General features: G+C 46.0%; 16 protein-coding genes and 1 riboswitch. Of the genes, 1 reads left to right on the top strand and 15 read right to left on the bottom strand.

What is annotated here, in order from left to right; all coding sequences use genetic code 11:
- The 9 genes from NE638_RS10900 to NE638_RS10940 all read right to left on the bottom strand — a co-directional run.
- The coding region (locus NE638_RS10900) for a BMC domain-containing protein (RefSeq protein WP_173733950.1) at nt 1-227 on the bottom strand (227 nt) is incomplete at its 3' end.
- Nucleotides 228-299: 72 nt separating this feature from the next.
- Nucleotides 300-641, bottom strand: coding sequence for a BMC domain-containing protein (locus tag NE638_RS10905; RefSeq protein WP_118368606.1), 342 nt, complete (start codon nt 639-641; stop codon nt 300-302).
- A gap of 43 nt (nt 642-684) precedes the next feature.
- A complete protein-coding gene (pduA, locus tag NE638_RS10910; RefSeq protein WP_015525952.1) occupies nt 685-960 on the bottom strand; it encodes a propanediol utilization microcompartment protein PduA in 276 nt (91 codons plus the stop codon).
- Nucleotides 961-1,045: 85 nt separating this feature from the next.
- Nucleotides 1,046-1,360, bottom strand: coding sequence for a BMC domain-containing protein (locus NE638_RS10915; protein WP_015525953.1), 315 nt, complete (start codon nt 1,358-1,360; stop codon nt 1,046-1,048).
- Nucleotides 1,361-1,384: 24 nt separating this feature from the next.
- Entirely contained in the window at nt 1,385-2,617 is a 1,233-nt protein-coding gene (locus NE638_RS10920; protein ID WP_015525954.1) for a zinc-binding dehydrogenase, read from the bottom strand.
- A gap of 18 nt (nt 2,618-2,635) precedes the next feature.
- Nucleotides 2,636-4,024: an aldehyde dehydrogenase family protein gene (locus tag NE638_RS10925; protein WP_021651547.1), complete on the bottom strand. Its 1,389-nt coding sequence runs from the start codon at nt 4,022-4,024 to the stop codon at nt 2,636-2,638.
- 31 nt (nt 4,025-4,055) lie between these two features.
- A complete protein-coding gene (locus NE638_RS10930; RefSeq protein WP_114002791.1) occupies nt 4,056-4,937 on the bottom strand; it encodes a class II aldolase/adducin family protein in 882 nt (293 codons plus the stop codon).
- A gap of 186 nt (nt 4,938-5,123) precedes the next feature.
- Nucleotides 5,124-5,915: a glycyl-radical enzyme activating protein gene (locus tag NE638_RS10935; RefSeq protein WP_021651548.1), complete on the bottom strand. Its 792-nt coding sequence runs from the start codon at nt 5,913-5,915 to the stop codon at nt 5,124-5,126.
- 11 nt (nt 5,916-5,926) lie between these two features.
- Nucleotides 5,927-8,452 carry a glycyl radical protein gene (locus NE638_RS10940; protein ID WP_059086810.1) on the bottom strand — a complete coding sequence of 842 codons (2,526 nt, stop codon included), beginning with the start codon at nt 8,450-8,452 and terminating at the stop codon, nt 5,927-5,929.
- 354 nt (nt 8,453-8,806) lie between these two features.
- Here NE638_RS10940 and NE638_RS10945 point away from each other — a divergent pair, with 354 nt between their 5' ends.
- A complete protein-coding gene (locus NE638_RS10945) occupies nt 8,807-9,523 on the top strand; it encodes a phosphatase (protein WP_021651550.1) in 717 nt (238 codons plus the stop codon).
- A gap of 105 nt (nt 9,524-9,628) precedes the next feature.
- On the opposite strand, the gene NE638_RS10950 is transcribed toward NE638_RS10945, so the two are convergent.
- From NE638_RS10950 to NE638_RS10975, 6 genes are all read right to left on the bottom strand, one after another.
- A complete protein-coding gene (locus tag NE638_RS10950) occupies nt 9,629-9,916 on the bottom strand; it encodes a cysteine-rich small domain-containing protein (RefSeq protein ID WP_173723397.1) in 288 nt (95 codons plus the stop codon).
- A gap of 267 nt (nt 9,917-10,183) precedes the next feature.
- Nucleotides 10,184-10,353, bottom strand: a riboswitch (cobalamin riboswitch).
- 231 nt (nt 10,354-10,584) lie between these two features.
- Entirely contained in the window at nt 10,585-12,045 is a 1,461-nt protein-coding gene (locus NE638_RS10955) for a C40 family peptidase (protein ID WP_110104064.1), read from the bottom strand.
- A gap of 283 nt (nt 12,046-12,328) precedes the next feature.
- Nucleotides 12,329-13,819: an N-acetylmuramoyl-L-alanine amidase family protein gene (locus tag NE638_RS10960; protein WP_244094835.1), complete on the bottom strand. Its 1,491-nt coding sequence runs from the start codon at nt 13,817-13,819 to the stop codon at nt 12,329-12,331.
- 284 nt (nt 13,820-14,103) lie between these two features.
- A complete protein-coding gene (locus tag NE638_RS10965; protein WP_015525965.1) occupies nt 14,104-15,090 on the bottom strand; it encodes a diaminopimelate dehydrogenase in 987 nt (328 codons plus the stop codon).
- A 193-nt stretch (nt 15,091-15,283) separates the two neighbouring features.
- Complete coding sequence (locus tag NE638_RS10970) at nt 15,284-15,931, bottom strand: J domain-containing protein (protein ID WP_129974571.1); 648 nt, start codon at nt 15,929-15,931, stop codon at nt 15,284-15,286.
- Nucleotides 15,925-16,773 carry a DUF5685 family protein gene (locus NE638_RS10975; RefSeq protein ID WP_015525968.1) on the bottom strand — a complete coding sequence of 283 codons (849 nt, stop codon included), beginning with the start codon at nt 16,771-16,773 and terminating at the stop codon, nt 15,925-15,927. The genes NE638_RS10970 and NE638_RS10975 overlap by 7 nt, the downstream gene beginning before the upstream one ends.

Below are 16,773 nucleotides of genomic sequence, written 5' to 3' on the forward strand. Positions count from 1 at the left end.
ACGTGTGTAGCTACAAGCTCTCCAAGTCTGGATGCTGCTGCGCTTCCGCTCTCTACTGCAGATTTAACTGCTCCTACATCTCCACGAACCATAACTGTTACAAGACCGGAACCGATCTTCTCTGTTCCTACCAGAGCAACGTTAGCTGCTTTACACATCTGGTCAGCTGCCTCGATAGCTGCTGTAAGTCCTCTTGTCTCAACCATTCCTAATGCTTCCTGTGTCATGATCATATCCTCCTTGTGGATTATAAATGCTTTATTTGTTCTGTTTACTTCTGACTATTTTGGTGCAGCAGCTTATTTTTTGCTGCTGTTTTTGCTTTCCAGTGCTTCTTCCGGATTTTCTTGCTGTCTCTTTTTCCATCGGCTTGCACTCAGCTCAACCAGTTTGACGATTTCCTCGTGGGGATTGGCAATTACCGCATAGCTGGCAGGCTTCTTGATAGCCTGCTCTACTGCTGCGTTGACAGCTGCTGTAACTGCTGATACATCGCCTTGTACGATCAGGGTCACCAGTCGTCCGCCCAGCTTACGCTCCCATGACGCCAGCTCAACGTCTGCCGTTTTGCACATGATGTCCAGGGCATTGATCGCCGCAACTACACCAGTGATTTCTATAAATCCATATGATTTTCCCATGAGCGAACTCCTTAACTAATTTCTATTCCTCTCAAAGCCTGAATCAGAGCTTTGGAAGGATTTTCTCTACGTCTGTATGAGGTCTCGGGATCACGTGTGTAGCTACAAGCTCTCCAAGTCTGGATGCTGCTGCGCTTCCGCTCTCTACTGCTGCTTTTACAGCGCCTACGTCTCCACGAACCATAACAGTTACAAGACCAGAACCGATCTTCTCTGTTCCTACCAGAGCAACCTCTGCTGCTTTTGTCATTGCATCTGCTGCCTCGATCGCAGCTGTGAGGCCTCTTGTCTCAACCATTCCTAATGCTTCCTGTGCCATGATTCTATCCTCCTGAATCTTATCTTCGTTACATTTTTATCATATATGATTCCGCCACTTTTGTAAAGTGAACTTCGGAATCCTCTTAATCTTTATCCAGGGCGCTGATTTTCAGCATTTTCTGTGTACCTGGTTCCGGGTTGGGGATTATGTAATGCTGTACCACGCCTGTCATGCTCTCTGCGACTTTCATGCCGGCTTCTACCGCTGCCGTGACATCTGACACGCTTCCGCGGTACTTGATGCAGACAAGAAGCGGTACTGGCAGGCTGTCCGCATTCGCCGGTTTATTCTTATCGAATACCTCCAGGTGGACATTTGCAGCCTTGCACCCGGCGTCAGCTGCCACAAAGGCTGTCGCAAGTCCGAAGACCTCCAGAATTCCTACAGCTTCTGCCATGTTGCTTCTCCTTTCCCGTTAAGGTTATTTGTTAACAATCGCGATCTTAAGACCTGTCATTGCCAGGTTTGTCTCAAGTGCCTCGTTGATCTCCTCAAGCGGGAACTTGTGTGTGATCAGCTCAGACATTGGAAGTCCGATTGCTTTTGCTCTCTTAAGGAAATCAAATGTTGTTGCATAGTCTCTGAGGTTGTATACCCAGGAACCAACAAGGTTGATCTCTTTGGAGCAGAGGTCGAAGTGCGGGTTGATGGTAGCGTCTCCACCGTTGATGAAGAAACCAAGCTCGCAAAGACCGCCGCCGTTGCGGATAAATTTGTAGATGTTGGAGTGTGCATGAGGATTTCCAGTACACTGGAAAGCGAAATCTGCAAGATGTCCGCCCTGAGCCTCTTTAACAGCCTCAGTAAGTGCCTCAATGCCCTTGAAGTTCATGAAGTTAACGGTTGTGTTTGCTCCCATTCTCTTGGCAAACTCAAGACGTTTCTCATTTCCGTCTACTGCACAGATATTATGAACGCCCATTGTATGGAGAACTGCGATGCAGATAAGACCGATCGGTCCGCAACCCTGAACAACAACTCTGCTGTTGAATTTCAGGATTCCTGTTGTTTTTGCTCTCTCTACAGCATGTACAAGTACTGCACATGGCTCGATGAGGATACGGGAATCAAGATCCAGGTCACTTACATTAAAGAATGTAGAACCGAATTTTCCGCCTCTGATGAAGATGTAATCAGCGAACCAGCCGTTGAATTTAACGTCGTCATCCGGAAGAAGTCCATATACGTCAGCGCCGCCTACGTTCTTCTTGTTAAGGTCGAACATTGTGATTTCCGGATCATCTTTGAAGATCATACAGGTAACGATCTTGTCGCCGACTTTAACCGGTTTACCAGCTGTATCAACTTTAACGTTTTTACCCATTTTTACGATCTCACCGGTTCCCTCATGTCCGAGAACTACTGGGATAAGACCAAACGGGTCATTTTTGTACTCATGAGCATCTGTTCCGCAGACGCCGCAGCCCTCAACTTTAACGAGGATGTCGTCGTCACCAACTTCTGGAAGATCATACTCCTGAAGCTCAAAATGTTTCTTCTCTGTCATCATTGCTACTCTTGCTTTTTTCGGAATTGTGTTTCCTGCCGGAGCAGCCGGAGCGCTTGTTGCAGCAGCTGCTGCAGGAGCGTTTCCTGTCATGCCGGAGAGAACCTGTTTAACGATTTCTTCGATATTTACATTGTTCATATCCATTGTTTCTGTTCCTCCTGATTAACGAATGCAAAGGCTGTCTGTCATTACGCAGCGTCTTCTCTTTGTGAATGTGCTTGCGCTTGTAAGTCCCTCACCGGTACGGCTTGCAATGGTGAATGTACAGAAACCTTCTCCGCCAAATCCAAGTGCGGAATAGGACGGGCCGTTCTTTACAAGGATTGCGGTATCAATTGCTTTCGCATATTTTGTAATGTTATCAATATTCTTGGAATGAATATGTGCGGAATGACGGTTGCCATGCTCAAGCCATACAGCCTGCTCTACAGCATCGTCAAAATCCTTAGCTCTTACGATTCCGAGGATTGGCATCATAAGCTCTGTTGTGATGAGCGGATGTTCCTTCGGTCCTTCGAAGATAATGCAGCGGGTATTTGCCGGTGCCTGAACTCCGATCATGGAAAGAAGTGTCTTCGCATCACGTCCTACACATTTACGGTTCAGCTTGCCGCCTGCAAGTACAGTTTCAACAAGCTTATCCTGCTCTTCCTTAGATGCAAGGTAGCAGTCATTTTCTGTAAGCATGTAGTGCATTAACTCATCAACTACGGAAGATACTGCAACAACTTCCTTCTCTGCGATACATGGAAGGTTGTTATCGAATGTACATCCGTTTACGATATCCTGAGCTGCCTTACGGATATCAGCAGTAGCATCAACCAGTGCCGGCGGGTTTCCTGCTCCTGCACCGATTCCTCTCTTACCGGAGGAAAGAACTGCTGTTACAACACCAGGACCTCCTGTTGCTGCGATCAGATGGATATCTTTATGTTTCATCATAATATTGCTTGTCTCAAGAGTTGGTTTCTCAACTGTGACAGCGATATTATCCGGGCCGCCTGATTCCAGGGAAGCCTCATTTAAAAGATTGATTGCGTAAATAGAAGTTTTAACTGCTGCCGGATGTGGGTTGAATACTACTGTATTTCCACCTGCCAGCATACCCATTGTGTTGCAGAGAACTGTTTCACTCGGGTTAGTACATGGTGTGATCGCACCGATAACACCAAACGGTCCCATCTCGATCAGAGTCAGTCCTCTGTCTCCGGACCATGCAGTTGTTGTAATGTCTTCTGTTCCAGGTGTCTTGTCTGCTACCAGGTGATGCTTCAGGATCTTATCTCCTACATTACCCATACCAGTTTCCTCAACACCCATACGTGCCAGTACTTCCGCATTTTCTTTGATCTTCTTGCGGATGCAGGTGATGATCTTTTCTCTCTGGTCCATAGACATTGTCTTAACTACCAGCTGAGCCTTCTTGGCTGCTTCGATAGCATCATTCATATCCTTGAAAACGCCATGTTTTCCGGCCGGAGCATCTGCGATCTGCATTTTTGCCATAACTTCCTGTACAATTTCCTGTACCATATTCTCACTTATTGGCATGAGATGTCCTCCTTAATATTCCGTCAAAAAATTATTTCAGGCCAAGCTGAGCCATAACCTGTTTTGTGATCTGAGCAACAAGCTCTGCATCATTCTTTGCTGCGTCTGCTGCAGGAGCTGCATCTTTATCACAATCACAGTCTTTTCCAACGAAATCATACTGATATCCTGGGAACTGTTTGTAGTCCTCGCTGTGGCATGCACCGCCGCAGTTGTGGCAGTTCTTGCCGTCTTTGTTCAGGCAGAGGCTTGCCGGATGTTTTCCAGGCATACCGAATTTACGACGGATCGCATAGAGCTTCTCGATGTTCTCTTTGTCGAATTCCTTCGGTCCGCCAAGGAGCTTGGTCTGATACAGAAGCTGTGCATAGAACTCTACAGACTCCATCTTCATATATGCAGCGTTAAGGTCTGTGCTCCATGTAAGTGCTCCGTGGTTCTCAAGAAGTACTGCATCGAAGTATGGAAGGTATTTCTCAAGGTTGTCCGGAATCTCCATTGTGGAAGGTGTGCCGTACTCAGCGATCGGAACACATCCAAGAGCGATAACTGCCTCAGGCATGATCGGCTGTGTAAGCGGGATACCTGCGATCGCGAAAGATGTAGCATAGATTGGATGAGCATGTACAACAGATCCTACGTCCGGTCTCTTCTCATATACTCTCATATGCATCTTGATCTCAGATGATGGTTTGAATCCCGGGTTAGCCTGGATCACATTACCCTTGCCATCTACTTTACAGATGAACTCTGGTGTCATGAATCCTTTGGATACACCAGTTGGTGTGCAAAGATATTCATTCTCAGCTATCTTAACAGAAAAGTTTCCGTCGTTAGCTGCAACCATGTTACGGTTGTAGATTCTCTTACCGATGTCACAAAGCTGTTTTTTGATTTCAAACTCGTTTACCATGCTTAATTTCCTCCTTGAGCATTGGATTGCACTATTTTGTTTCTGAGAACATTTTACCCCATACCACAAAATAAGTCAAGGACAATCCGTTGTTTTATGTTGGTTTCTTGTTGTATTTTGTGTTGTTTTTATTGTTTTTTATATTTTCTGTTTGTAAAGGATCTTTTTTCTGTAATCCTGTATCTCTCAGCCGCCGATCTGGCAGTCCAGGCTGCATACCGCATGCACTGCATTCTTTAGCATCTGCATATGTTCTGCTGTAGGCGGAAGGATTCCTTCCATTAAATAGGGTCTGCCAAGTCCTTCATATTTATCCTGCCCCAGTCTGTGGTACGGAAGAAGATGGATCTTGTTTACGCCCGGAAGGGATGCTGCAAATCTTGCGATCGCCTGGATCTCTTCCACCGAATCATTAAATGTGGGGATCACCGGAACGCGGATCACCAGTCTGGTTTTTCCGTAGAGCGCAACCCTTCTTGCATTCTCCAGCATCAGTCCGTTGGCCCGTCCTGTGAATTCTTTATGTTTTTCCTGATCCATATGCTTGATATCCATCAGATATACATCCAGATAGGGAAGTACCTGTTCGATCTTTTCCCATGGGGCACAGGCCATACTTTCTACCGCTGTGTTGATCCCTCTCTCCTTTGCCGCGCGAAGAAGATCTCTGGAAAAGTCCGCCTGACACATACATTCCCCTCCGGAAAGGGTGATCCCGCCTCCGGAACGATAATAATAGGCACGGTCTTTTTCCACCTCTTCGATCATCTCACGAACTGTCACGTCGCGGCCGATCACTTTATCTTCTCCCAGAACCTTCATGTTCTGGATCCGGTATTCCTGTGATTCCGGATTACAGCACCAGCGGCAGCGAAGAACGCAGCCCTTCAGGAACACGATGGTACGGATACCCGGTCCATCGTGTACTGAATATTTCTGAATATCAAAGATCCTGCCCTTTGTATCCAAATAGTCCATTCGTTACTCCTTTAGAAGCCCTGCTCAGTACGTCTGATGATATCGTCCTGCAGAGATCTGGAAAGTGTAGTGAACAATGCGCTGTAGCCTGCAACACGTACAACCAGATGTTTGTACTTCTCCGGATGCTTCTGTGCATCCAGAAGTGTTTCTCTGTCAACAACGTTAAACTGCATATGCATACCCTTCTGATCAAAGTATCCGCGGATCAGTGCTACGAATTTCTCCAGTCCTTCTCTTCCTGCAAGTGCTGACGGATGGAATTTCTGATTAAACAGTGTTCCGTTGGATACGATAAAATGATCCAGGCGGGATACAGAAGTTGCCGCAGCTGTCGGTCCCTTCACATCCTTGCCGGCCGACGGGGAAACGCCATCTGCTACCGGAGTATGTGCGTAACGGCCATCCGGTGTTGCACCGGTCTGTCCGCCAAGCGGAACGTTTGCAGATACAGGATAAAGTCCTGCCTGATAATGTCCGCCTCTTGGGTTCATATATTTCTGAAGCGGTCTTGTGTAAGTATAAGCCACATCCCTTGCAAAGTAGTCCACATCCGGGATATCATTTCCAAACTTCGGAACCTCCTCGATCATCTTGTGGATCTCTTCGAATCTTGCCTTTTTCTCCGGAGATGGCTCTGTTCCGAGAGTTGCTGTCATAACAGCTGTTGCGGTCTGCTCATTTACGCTGATGCCATTCTCCTGAAGCTTCTGCATAACGATGGTGGTGATATCTGCTGCAGACTGTGCATCGATACCCTTGCCATAGTTCCATGCCAGAGCCTCCTTCAGCTCTTCCATGGTCATCTTCTTTTCTTCATATACAAGCTTGCGGATCGCATACAGAGAATCTGCCATGTTTGCAATACCAAATCCCTGAGGACCTGTAAAGTTATAAACAGCTCCGCCTTCCTGAACGGATTTGCCCCGTTTCAGGCAGTCATCCACCATACAGGAAAGGAATGGAAGCGGACATCTCTCCGCATGTGCCACATCAATGGCATTATCAGCATTTACAAGCAGGGAAATGAAATATTCCATCTGTTTCTTATATGCATCATAGAACTCATCGAAGCTCTTCATCTCTGTGACATCGCCGGTCTGGACACTGATCTGTACCCCTTTGTCCATACCATTAGAGAAAACCATCTCCAGCGGACGGCACATGTTAAAGAATGCAGCGTCATGCCAGCCCTCTGTCTTACCTGCCTTCTGCGGTTCTACACAGCCGATGATGTTATATTCTCTGGCATCTGCAAGAGAAAGGCCGCGGTTCTGCAGTGCAGGAATGATAACCTCATCATTGTAATAAGCCGGAAGTCCGATTCCTGTTCTTGTAAGCTCTGCAGCCTTGATCAGGAATTCATGTGGTGATCCGTTCCATACTCTTACAGAAAGAGACGGTGCCGGAAGGTGCACATGCATAGACGCCTGGATGCACATAAAGGAGAGATCATTGGTCACATCCTCGCCATCCTTGTTCTGACCACCTGCGATCAGGTTCTGGAAAAGGCTGTAGCCTGCAAAGCCCTCTGCAGATGCAGCATCACGACATTTATTCAGGTCGTTTAATTTTACCCATATACAGTCCATCAGTTCCTGGGCAAATTCTCTGGTAAGATTGCCTGCTTCCATATCGCTCTTGTAATACGGATACATATACTGGTCAAAACGTCCCGGAGAAATAGAATGTCCGCTGCTTTCCATCTGGATCAGCTGCTGTACAAACCAGAAGGACTGGCACGCCTCATAGAAGTTACGGGCGCCCTTTGCCGGCACGTGTGTACAATTGGATGCGATCTGAAGGAGTTCCTGTTTTCTGGTCGGATCCTGACACTGATATGCCATCTGTTCTGCGAGCTCGGCATAGCGATGTGCATAGTCAATAACTGCCTGACAGCTCATGATAACCGCTTCCAGGAAACGGGATTTCTTTGCGTAATCACCATCTCCTACATTGCACTCATCCAGTTCCTTCTGAGCTTTGGCAATGATCCCTTCATAACCGATCGCCAGAACTTCTTCATATTTAACGGTTACGTGTCCTACACCATTGTAGAAATAGTTTCCGGGTGTAAAAATATTGTGGTCAATGGCAAGAATCGCTTCCGGTGCCATGTAGGAGGTTGCAAGCTCACTGGTAGTCTTGCCTTTCCAGTATTTATGTACCTCACGGAGCTCCGCCTTGGTTTCCTCCGCAATATAAAATGGATCGGCTGTTCTGGTAGCCACTGTATCCAGCTCATCCTCCAGCCACTGGAAAGAATACTCCGGAAACGTCTGACAGCCTCTCGGCGCCAAAGTGCTGCTTCCAACGATCAGCTCCTCATCACGGATGATGATCGGAATGTTGTGCAGGATGTGGGCAAATGCCTTGGCTCTGCGAGTGATGATCGGCTCGTCTTCTGTTGCTTTGTAAGACTCTGTGATCAGTTTTGCTCTGGCAGATTCGATCACCGGCATCTTTGCATAAAGATTATCTACAAGATGTGTGATCCTGTCTGTTTTCGGAACATCTGCTATATGAAATTTCTCCATGATTCTCCTTTCTCATAACCGGTTGTTTCTGGTGATCTGTCTGCCTCTACGCTTCCAGAACCGCTCCTGTCCGGCTATGTGCTCATGTAGTTTTATTATACCTTACCCCCACTTCGATGTCAACGAAATCCAACATGTGTTTCTAGCTGTTTTTGTGGTTTTTATCGGTTGTGCCCTGTTGATTTTATTTGTTTTTTGTATTTTTATGTTTTTCTCTATTGACTTTGTTTTTCTGCTCTGCCATACTTGGATTTATATAGGAATTCCTTTGTTTTTCAGAAAAAATTTATGCAAAGCGGACATTCGTATTCCGCTCTGTCACATGTTCTCAAACAGTAAAAGAGGTGTATTTTTATGTATCTTTCTGATATGCATACCCACTCCATCGCCAGTGGTCACGGCACGGAATGTACCATCACCAACATGGCACGCGCAGCTGCCGAGAAAGGTCTCCGGCTTCTCGGGATCACTGATCACGGTCCCGGCACTCTGGCAGCCGGAACTTCCTCCTATTTCCGCAGCCTTACCTATTCTCCCAAAAAACATTTCGGTGTAGAATTACTCTACGGAATTGAACTGAATATCCTTGACCGCAGCGGAACGGTAGATTTAGATCAGGAATTATTATGTAAACTTGATTACGCCATTGCCAGCATGCATGCCTGGAATTACCGCTGCGGTACCAGAGCCGAAAACACAGAAGCTTTTATCAATGTAATGAAAAACCCCTGTGTAAAGATCCTCGGACATAGTGATAACACTCATTACCCGGTTAATTATGATGCGCTTGCAAGGGCTGCCAGGGAAACCGGCACGATCTTTGAGATCAACGAAGCTTCTCTTGCACCTTATGGCTATCGTGGCGACACAAGAGAAAACTGTTTCGAGATCCTTCGATGCTGCCGCAAATATGATCTACCGCTGCTTCTTTCCAGTGACAGCCATGGCCCGGAGCATATCGGAGATTTTACCTGTGCTGCTGAGTTTGTTCATCAGGCCATGTTTCCGGAACAGCTGATCCTCAACAACCAGATTCCCAGACTCAAGGTTTTTCTCCAAACCAGAGAATGATCTTCTGTATCTTTTCCGACAGATAACAGATATTGTCCCCCAAACAAAACAGGCCAGTTCAAACACAGGAATATACATTTTCCTGTATCTGAACTGGCCTGTTTTTTATTTTTCCCGCTGCTTCCGTACAATTTCCGCAAGCTCGCTATATTTACCTGTAACATATCCGAAATTTTCTCTTCTGTGAGGAAGCTTGCATTCGGTGCAGTCTTTAATCCCGCTTTCCGTAAAGCGGAAATTACCACCACATTTATCTCCCAGTGCATATAAAGGACAATAGCAGAACAGACAATTGAAGTTCTCCGGATCTGCTCCTTTATGGCACGGAAAATACTCACAGTTTTTGTGGCTGAAGTAAGAGTATTCTTTGCCTTCCCAGTATGGTTTCTCCATGGCTCTTTTCTCCTCTCCTGACATAACCACACATAACTTTTTCCTATAAAAAAGAGGTAGCGATGCCACCCCGGGGTAGAAATATAATCCGTTCATGAGTGCGCGGAGGGAACGAATGTATCCGGAGTAGTATCGCCTGCCATTTAATCATGTATAATTCATATGAACAGGCGCATTCCATAAAAAAATGCCTACTCTCGTAAAAAAGTAGACAACGTCCCAGGGGTGCGGAGTCCCTGAAATGGTTGTTACACTTTACACGGAAGTTTAACCTCGCCATAACAAGCAGGTTTCCTGGCTCCGGGATCATGGCTCCTCTCTCCTTCTCATACATACGTACAATGGACTATGAGATTCGCTCCTCCGTTACAGTGACCGGATCGCTCAGGTTTCACACCTGATTCCCTTTTCTGTGGACTTCTGATAATCAATATATAACTGTCAGCTATCCTCAGCACTTGCTATGTTCAATATGGAATTATACTGACATTATAATAACATCCTGTTAATTATATGTCAATACTGTTTTCAATATTTATACATTTTTGAGCATATTTTATTGCTGTTCACTCCGTTCCATGGGTTTTCAATATTTTTTCCGACGTCAAAAACAGCCCGACAAACTGCTGTCGGGCTGCTGTATTTTTATTTTCTGTTGTACGTTTTTATTATACAAGACGTCTTACAGATACAATTGTTCTGTATGTAGCATCATTGCTGATCTTGATCCCGTCCTGAGAGTTCGATGCATGAACGATCTGGCCATTACCCATGTAAATAGCCACGTGTCCGCCATAGCAGATCAGATCTCCCGGCTGTGCATCTGCGTAGGATACTTCTGTACCTGCATTCTGCTGCTCATAGGAGGTTCTCGGAAGGCTGACTCCGAAGTTCGCATAGACACTCTGTACAAATCCGGAGCAGTCTGCACCATTGGTAAGGCTTGTTCCGCCCCATACGTAAGGATTTCCCACAAACTGTGTAGCATAATTCACAACAGAAGATCCGGAACCGCTACTGTAAGAAGAACTGTCACTGTCTGAAGATGTATCCTCTGCATTAGATGTGTCCTCTGCACTTTCTTCAGATGCGTCTGTGCTGTTATCGTAATCTGCGTCTGCATTATCCTCTGTATTCTCAGTATCCTCGGACGCATCATCATTCTCACCATTGTCTGCATCTTCATCCACATCCTCGGTGTCATCTTCTGCAGTATCCTCATCTGCATTCTCGATCACGTCGCCGTCCTCATCGTACTGTCCGTCTTCGCTCTCGTCCGCCTCATCCTGCTGTGCTTCCTGCTCTGCCTGGCGTCTTGCTTCCTCTTCTGCCTCAGCCTGTGCTCTCGCTGCTGCTTCAGCCTCGGCCTGACGTCTTGCCTCTTCCTCTGCTGCAATACGCTCAGCCTCTAATCTCTGAAGCTCTGCAGTCTGCTCTGCAAGAAGGTTGGCATAATCTGTAGCCTGCTGCTGTGCGTAGGCGATCTCATTATCATAATCTGCGGATGTGGCACGCTTCTCATCCAGCTGTGCCTGCAGGTTCTGGGACTCTGCCTCATATTCCTGCTTCATTCCCTCCAGCTCTGCCTTCTCCTGTGTGTACTGTGCCTCCAGGTTTGCCACCTGCTGGATCGTATTGGAATATTTTTCAAGACTCTTACGGTCCTGCTCATAAGTCTTCTGTGTGTACTCTGCTCTTGTAAGAAGGTCAGACAGGTTCTCTGCATTCAGCATCATCTGGAACCATGCATCATCTCCACCCTTCTCATAGAGATACTGGATACGTTTCTTCATTGCCTCATACTGTTTCTGCTTGGCATTTTTGGCCTTCTCAAGGTTGGTCTGTGTAGATGCAATGTCGGCTTCCTTATTGGAGATATCTCCCTCCAGTGTCTGGATCGAAACCATCACGTTTACAAGATTGGCATCAAGAGTTGAAATCTCGCCTTCAATCTGTGACTTCTGTGAGGAAAGCTCATCCAATCTGGAATAAGTCGCATTCAGCTGTTCGTTGGTCGCATCCATCTCCTGCTGAAGTGCTGCCTCATCTTCTCTTGTTGCGCTTACGCTGACTACCTGTGCTCCGCTGATGATGAGCGCCAGTGTCAGACATAATATCCTTTTCTTCATGACTGTTCACCCTCGCAATCTGATTCTAATTTAATACAGCGGATCTGACCATCCGCTTCGTTGGTTTTCTTTGTAATACTTTTGCAATATCTTGTTTCAATCTTTTTATATATTAACACAGTGTTATTTGGATTGCAAGGATTTTCTATTAATTAGTTTAAAACTTTGTAACATTTATTAATGATTTTGACATTAAAAAAGGAGAACCCGGGTTATCTCAGGTTCTCCTCTCACGTTTCTTATTGCTATTTGTTACATATAAATTTCTTTCAGCATATCCTGATCAGAACAGATCTGCAAGGATCTGATTGGCTGTCTTGTTCAGATATCCGTTGGGATCGGAAAGAGTGCTTCTGTTCCATCTGAAGTAAGCACCGTTTCGGATATAGTTACCACTGGATTCATGATAGTCATATTTGCTGACTCCAGGATACCTGGACATGTAAGTTTCTGCCAGCTTGATCGCCTGGCTTCCGTAAGTTCCGCTTGGTGTCGGTGTTCCGGAAATCTGTACGCCGGCATTCGGTGTACAGTGGAGGATCACGACACTCTTATCGGAACACTGTCCGAGAACGATCCAGGTATGTCCGCTGTTGTATCCGATATCCCCAGGATAAAGCTTCCAGTTTGAGCTTGCCAGCTGAGCCTGGGAAACAACGGTACCCATTCCCTTGCCGGAATACAAAGATCCAAGATTTCCGGAAACATCCGTGTACATAGGTCCACCGGATCTGCTCTGCATGATCTGATATACAGACCATCCTACAAAGCCGGAGCAGTCAAGGCCCTTCTGTTCTGTAGCTTCACTGAGATCCATATAATATCTGTAATTATAGGAGCTGGAATTGCTGTCATACCACTGTTTCCATTTTGGACTGATGCCCTTTCTGGTCGCATCCGACCAGTTGTGGCCGCCGCCCCATACGTAAAGAGTCTTTCCTACCGGAAGTAATGCATTGGCAAGGAAATTCTTGATAGTCCTGGAGCTTGTCGCTGTAGTAGTGCTTGGGTTGGTATCCAAGACACCATTGCTGCCAAATGTATACTTCTTGCCATCGATCGTCTTCGTTCCCGTAGCCATGACACCGGTTGACGGATCGAAATAATATTTATATCCTTTTTTGGAATTTGTGACCCAACCGGTAGCCATCACGCCGCTCTTGCTGTAAAAATAATAGGTATCGCTGCCGATCTTCTTGAAGCCCTTATACATAGCTCCCGTGTTTGGATCAAAATAACGCTTCTGCTGTTTCTTATTCGTTGCCCAGCCCTTTGCCATAAAGCATTTGCTGGTAAAATATCTGGTCACATTCTTCTTGTCTGTAAGGAATACACTTCTGGCTGCAGCACCATTGCCTCTGTAAAAATAATATTTCTTATTACTGATCGTGGCCCATTTCGTTGTCATATATCCGCTGGTGGGATTAAAATAGCGGGTATTGTTCTTACTGTCTGTAAGCCAGCCTGTTGCCATATAGCCCTTGGCACCGTTGACATTATAAAAATATCGTTTGCCCTTGGAATCCTTAGCCCAACGCTTCATCTGCACGCCTGTGGATTTATTAAAAAAATATTTCTTCCCGTTCAGTGTAAGCCAGCCTTTTACCTTCTGTCCATTCTGATAATAATAGGACTTTCCTTTTTCTGTTTTAAAGCCGTTTTTGGTCGCAGCCTGTACATCTGTTGCCGTTGTATGTACAGTTGCTCCGGCTGCAAAGAACATCAGAACAAAAAAAAGTCCCCAGAGTTTCCATTTTCTGCTTAATTTTCGCATACATACCTTCCTTTGATAGATAGATCATTGATATTTACTATTTCTTAAGTCCGACTGATCGTAAACGTTACAATTTTGTTACAATTTTACGTCCATATTATATAACATTCTTTACGGTCCGTCAACTCTTTCCTTTTCTTTCAGAAAAATCATCATCCAGGTATTACCAATGTTGATTTTATGCAGAAAAAAGCCCCGAAACATCAGAAATATTCACTGATGCTCCGGGGATATGATCTTTTATGCAGTTTTGCTCCTGTCTGTTACAGATCTGTTACAGATCCTTACAGGAATTTTTTGCGAAGCTCTGCTCCGTCAAGGGCACTTAAATATGCAGGTGCAACATCAAATACAGTCTTGCAGCCCTTCTGTCCTTCCTGGTTCATGCGGTATGCAGCTCTTGCATAGGCAACGATCACAGAAGATGTAAACTCAGGATTGGAATCCAACTTCAGGCTGTACTCGATCACATGGCTGTTCTCATTGTTCCAGCCTGTTTTTCCGCTGCGGATCACAAAACCGCCGTGCGGGATACCGCTGTGGTCACGGTCCAGCTCTTCCTGGGAAATGAAATGTACCGTTGTATCATACTCGTCAAAGTAGTTCGGCATGGTCTTGATCTCTTCCTCGATGCGTGCAAGATCAGCACCTTCCTCAGCAACTACGAAGCACTCTCTTGTATGTTTCTGGCGTGTGGTAAGCTCCGGATTTTCTCCGTTTCTTACTGCCTCAAGTGCAGCTTCTACCGGAATGGTGTACTGCTTTGCATCCTTTACGCCTTTGATGCGGCGGACTGCATCAGAATGTCCCTGGCTGACACCCTTGCCCCAAAATGTGTAGTCGTTTCCATTTGTAAGGATCGCATTTGCATACATACGGTTCAGAGAAAACATTCCTGGATCCCAGCCTACGGAAATGATTCCTACATGTCCACTCTCTGCTGCTGCCTTGTCAACATTTGCAAAATGCTCCGGGATTTTCTTATGTGTATCAAAGCTGTCCACAACATTGAAATATTTTACATACTCCGGTGTCTGAACAGGAAGATCTGTAGCACTTCCTCCACAGATGATCAGGACATCGATCTCATCCTTCAGCTTCTCCGCATCTTTTACAGAATAAACCTTTGCGGTCTCTGTAAGGATCTTTACAGTCTCTGGATCACGTCTGGTAAATACTGCAACCAGCTCTGTATCCGGATTATGCTTGATGGCGCACTCCACGCCGCGTCCCAGGTTTCCGTAACCTAAAATACCAATTCTTATACTCATAACGATTTCCTCCTCTTTTTCTCTGCAGTATGACATTTTCCGGACAGCATTGTGAATTTCTGTCAGAAAAATCCCTCTGCGATCTATATCGCAAAACGGATCTGCAGGATCCGCCTTACAAACATATGGATATTCTGCCTCAGGATATTCCGATTCTCAATTCCGGGATATCGATGACCGCTTTGTTCCTGCATCAGCAGCAGAAAAAGCCGCCCGGCCAGCACATGAAACAGGCCATGGTCCTGCAGCAGGCATCACACATATCCCCTTCTGCAGTCGGCATTCCCCCAAAGGGATCCTGCCGCTGCTGATACCAGCCGCCACCGCCTTCCATTCTCTGGAGCAGCATACGGTACTGCATATTATCCGGTTCCTGACGGACTGCTTCACGGATCTGATCCAGAGCTGTTACATTATTTCCCATTCCCATATTTGCCATAGCAGCCAGGTAATACCATTCCCCATTTTTCTGACCAAGAGAATCCAGTACATTCATAGCTTCCTGAAAATGACCGCTCTGCACATAATTGGAGGCCGCCCTTCTGCGCATACTTTCCTCATCCTGATAGGCACTGGAACCGGCATTTCCGTAATTTCCAAAACCACCGTAATTTCCGTAGCCGCCATAGCCATTCTGGGAACTACTTCCGTACTCACGCTCTTTCATGATCTGCTCGTAAGCCTGCTGCACTTCTTTGAATTTTTCTTCGGCCTGATCCTTATTCGGATTATTGATATTGGCATCCGGGTGATACTTTCGGCTCAGCTTCCGGTATGCCTTTTTTATTTCATCATCAGATGCGTTTCTGGGAACTCCCAGCACGCTGTATGGATCTAACATTTTTTCTCTTTCTCCCGTTCTTCCCTGCGCTTCTGTCCGATCGCCGCAAAGCGGCACCAGACGCCGGAATATAAAATATTTCGAAGGATATCTCCGTATCGGAGGATCGGCAGCTTTTCAAATTCTCTGCAGCATTCTGCAAGCATCATCATAAGAAGCCGACGTACCTCTTCCTCGAACCCTTCTATCTTATATTTTTCAAGGAAAGGATTGTAATTTCCGTTTTCTGCATCTTTTTCCACATCGTCATAAGCATCCAGGATGTAGATAAATTTTCCGAGATAAAATCCCAGACGGCGCAGGGACGATTCCCAGACATCCTTACGGAAGGCCAGAATCTCTTCCATGATACGTCCGGAACATCCGGCTACACGGTCCACATCGGTTTCCCCCTGTTTTTCCAGGGAAGAAAGCTCCTCTAGTGCGTTTCGGATCCTTTGGATCTTCTCCGGATAAGCGGACATATGCATATTTCCGCAATTCTTCAGAATTCCTGCATATGCATAGCGCAGTGGTTTGTGTTCATCCTGCCAGTCATCCATACATTTGTAATAGGTAAGGATCACATTCATATCCGCACAGTACTCAGTTACTGTATTTTTGCGCACCGGCTGGGGCTTCAGCGGATGGACCACACACCTGGAGGTTCCCTTCTTCGTTGGCGGTTCATAAAGAGCGCTTAAAAGAAGGACCACAAATGTCATATCATAAGTCAGTGAGATCTGTCCCGGTATCCCGTATCTCTCCCGCAATTCTCTGCAAAGACCGCAGTAAAAAGAACGGTACACATCAAAATCCTTGAATTTTATTTCCGGTTTATTAACGGTCACATATCCGAACAT

Origin of the sequence: Blautia sp. MSK.18.38, assembly GCF_024460535.1 — a bacterium.
Lineage (GTDB): Bacteria > Bacillota > Clostridia > Lachnospirales > Lachnospiraceae > Blautia_A > Blautia_A fusiformis.

Excerpts from the sequence above, each read along its gene's own strand:
- NE638_RS10975 (WP_015525968.1), bottom strand. The coding sequence starts at position 16,773 with ATGTTCGGATATGTGACCGTTAATAAACCGGAAATAAAATTCAAGGAT.
- NE638_RS10925 (WP_021651547.1), bottom strand. The coding sequence starts at position 4,024 with ATGCCAATAAGTGAGAATATGGTACAGGAAATTGTACAGGAAGTTATG.
- NE638_RS10955 (WP_110104064.1), bottom strand. The coding sequence starts at position 12,045 with ATGAAGAAAAGGATATTATGTCTGACACTGGCGCTCATCATCAGCGGA.
- NE638_RS10920 (WP_015525954.1), bottom strand. The coding sequence starts at position 2,617 with ATGGATATGAACAATGTAAATATCGAAGAAATCGTTAAACAGGTTCTC.
- NE638_RS10915 (WP_015525953.1), bottom strand. The coding sequence starts at position 1,360 with ATGGCAGAAGCTGTAGGAATTCTGGAGGTCTTCGGACTTGCGACAGCC.
- NE638_RS10935 (WP_021651548.1), bottom strand. The coding sequence starts at position 5,915 with ATGGACTATTTGGATACAAAGGGCAGGATCTTTGATATTCAGAAATAT.
- NE638_RS10945 (WP_021651550.1), top strand. The coding sequence starts at position 8,807 with ATGTATCTTTCTGATATGCATACCCACTCCATCGCCAGTGGTCACGGC.
- NE638_RS10960 (WP_244094835.1), bottom strand. The coding sequence starts at position 13,819 with ATGCGAAAATTAAGCAGAAAATGGAAACTCTGGGGACTTTTTTTTGTT.
- NE638_RS10950 (WP_173723397.1), bottom strand. The coding sequence starts at position 9,916 with ATGGAGAAACCATACTGGGAAGGCAAAGAATACTCTTACTTCAGCCAC.
- NE638_RS10970 (WP_129974571.1), bottom strand. The coding sequence starts at position 15,931 with ATGTTAGATCCATACAGCGTGCTGGGAGTTCCCAGAAACGCATCTGAT.
- NE638_RS10940 (WP_059086810.1), bottom strand. The coding sequence starts at position 8,452 with ATGGAGAAATTTCATATAGCAGATGTTCCGAAAACAGACAGGATCACA.
- NE638_RS10905 (WP_118368606.1), bottom strand. The coding sequence starts at position 641 with ATGGGAAAATCATATGGATTTATAGAAATCACTGGTGTAGTTGCGGCG.
- NE638_RS10930 (WP_114002791.1), bottom strand. The coding sequence starts at position 4,937 with ATGGTAAACGAGTTTGAAATCAAAAAACAGCTTTGTGACATCGGTAAG.
- pduA (WP_015525952.1), bottom strand. The coding sequence starts at position 960 with ATGGCACAGGAAGCATTAGGAATGGTTGAGACAAGAGGCCTCACAGCT.
- NE638_RS10965 (WP_015525965.1), bottom strand. The coding sequence starts at position 15,090 with ATGAGTATAAGAATTGGTATTTTAGGTTACGGAAACCTGGGACGCGGC.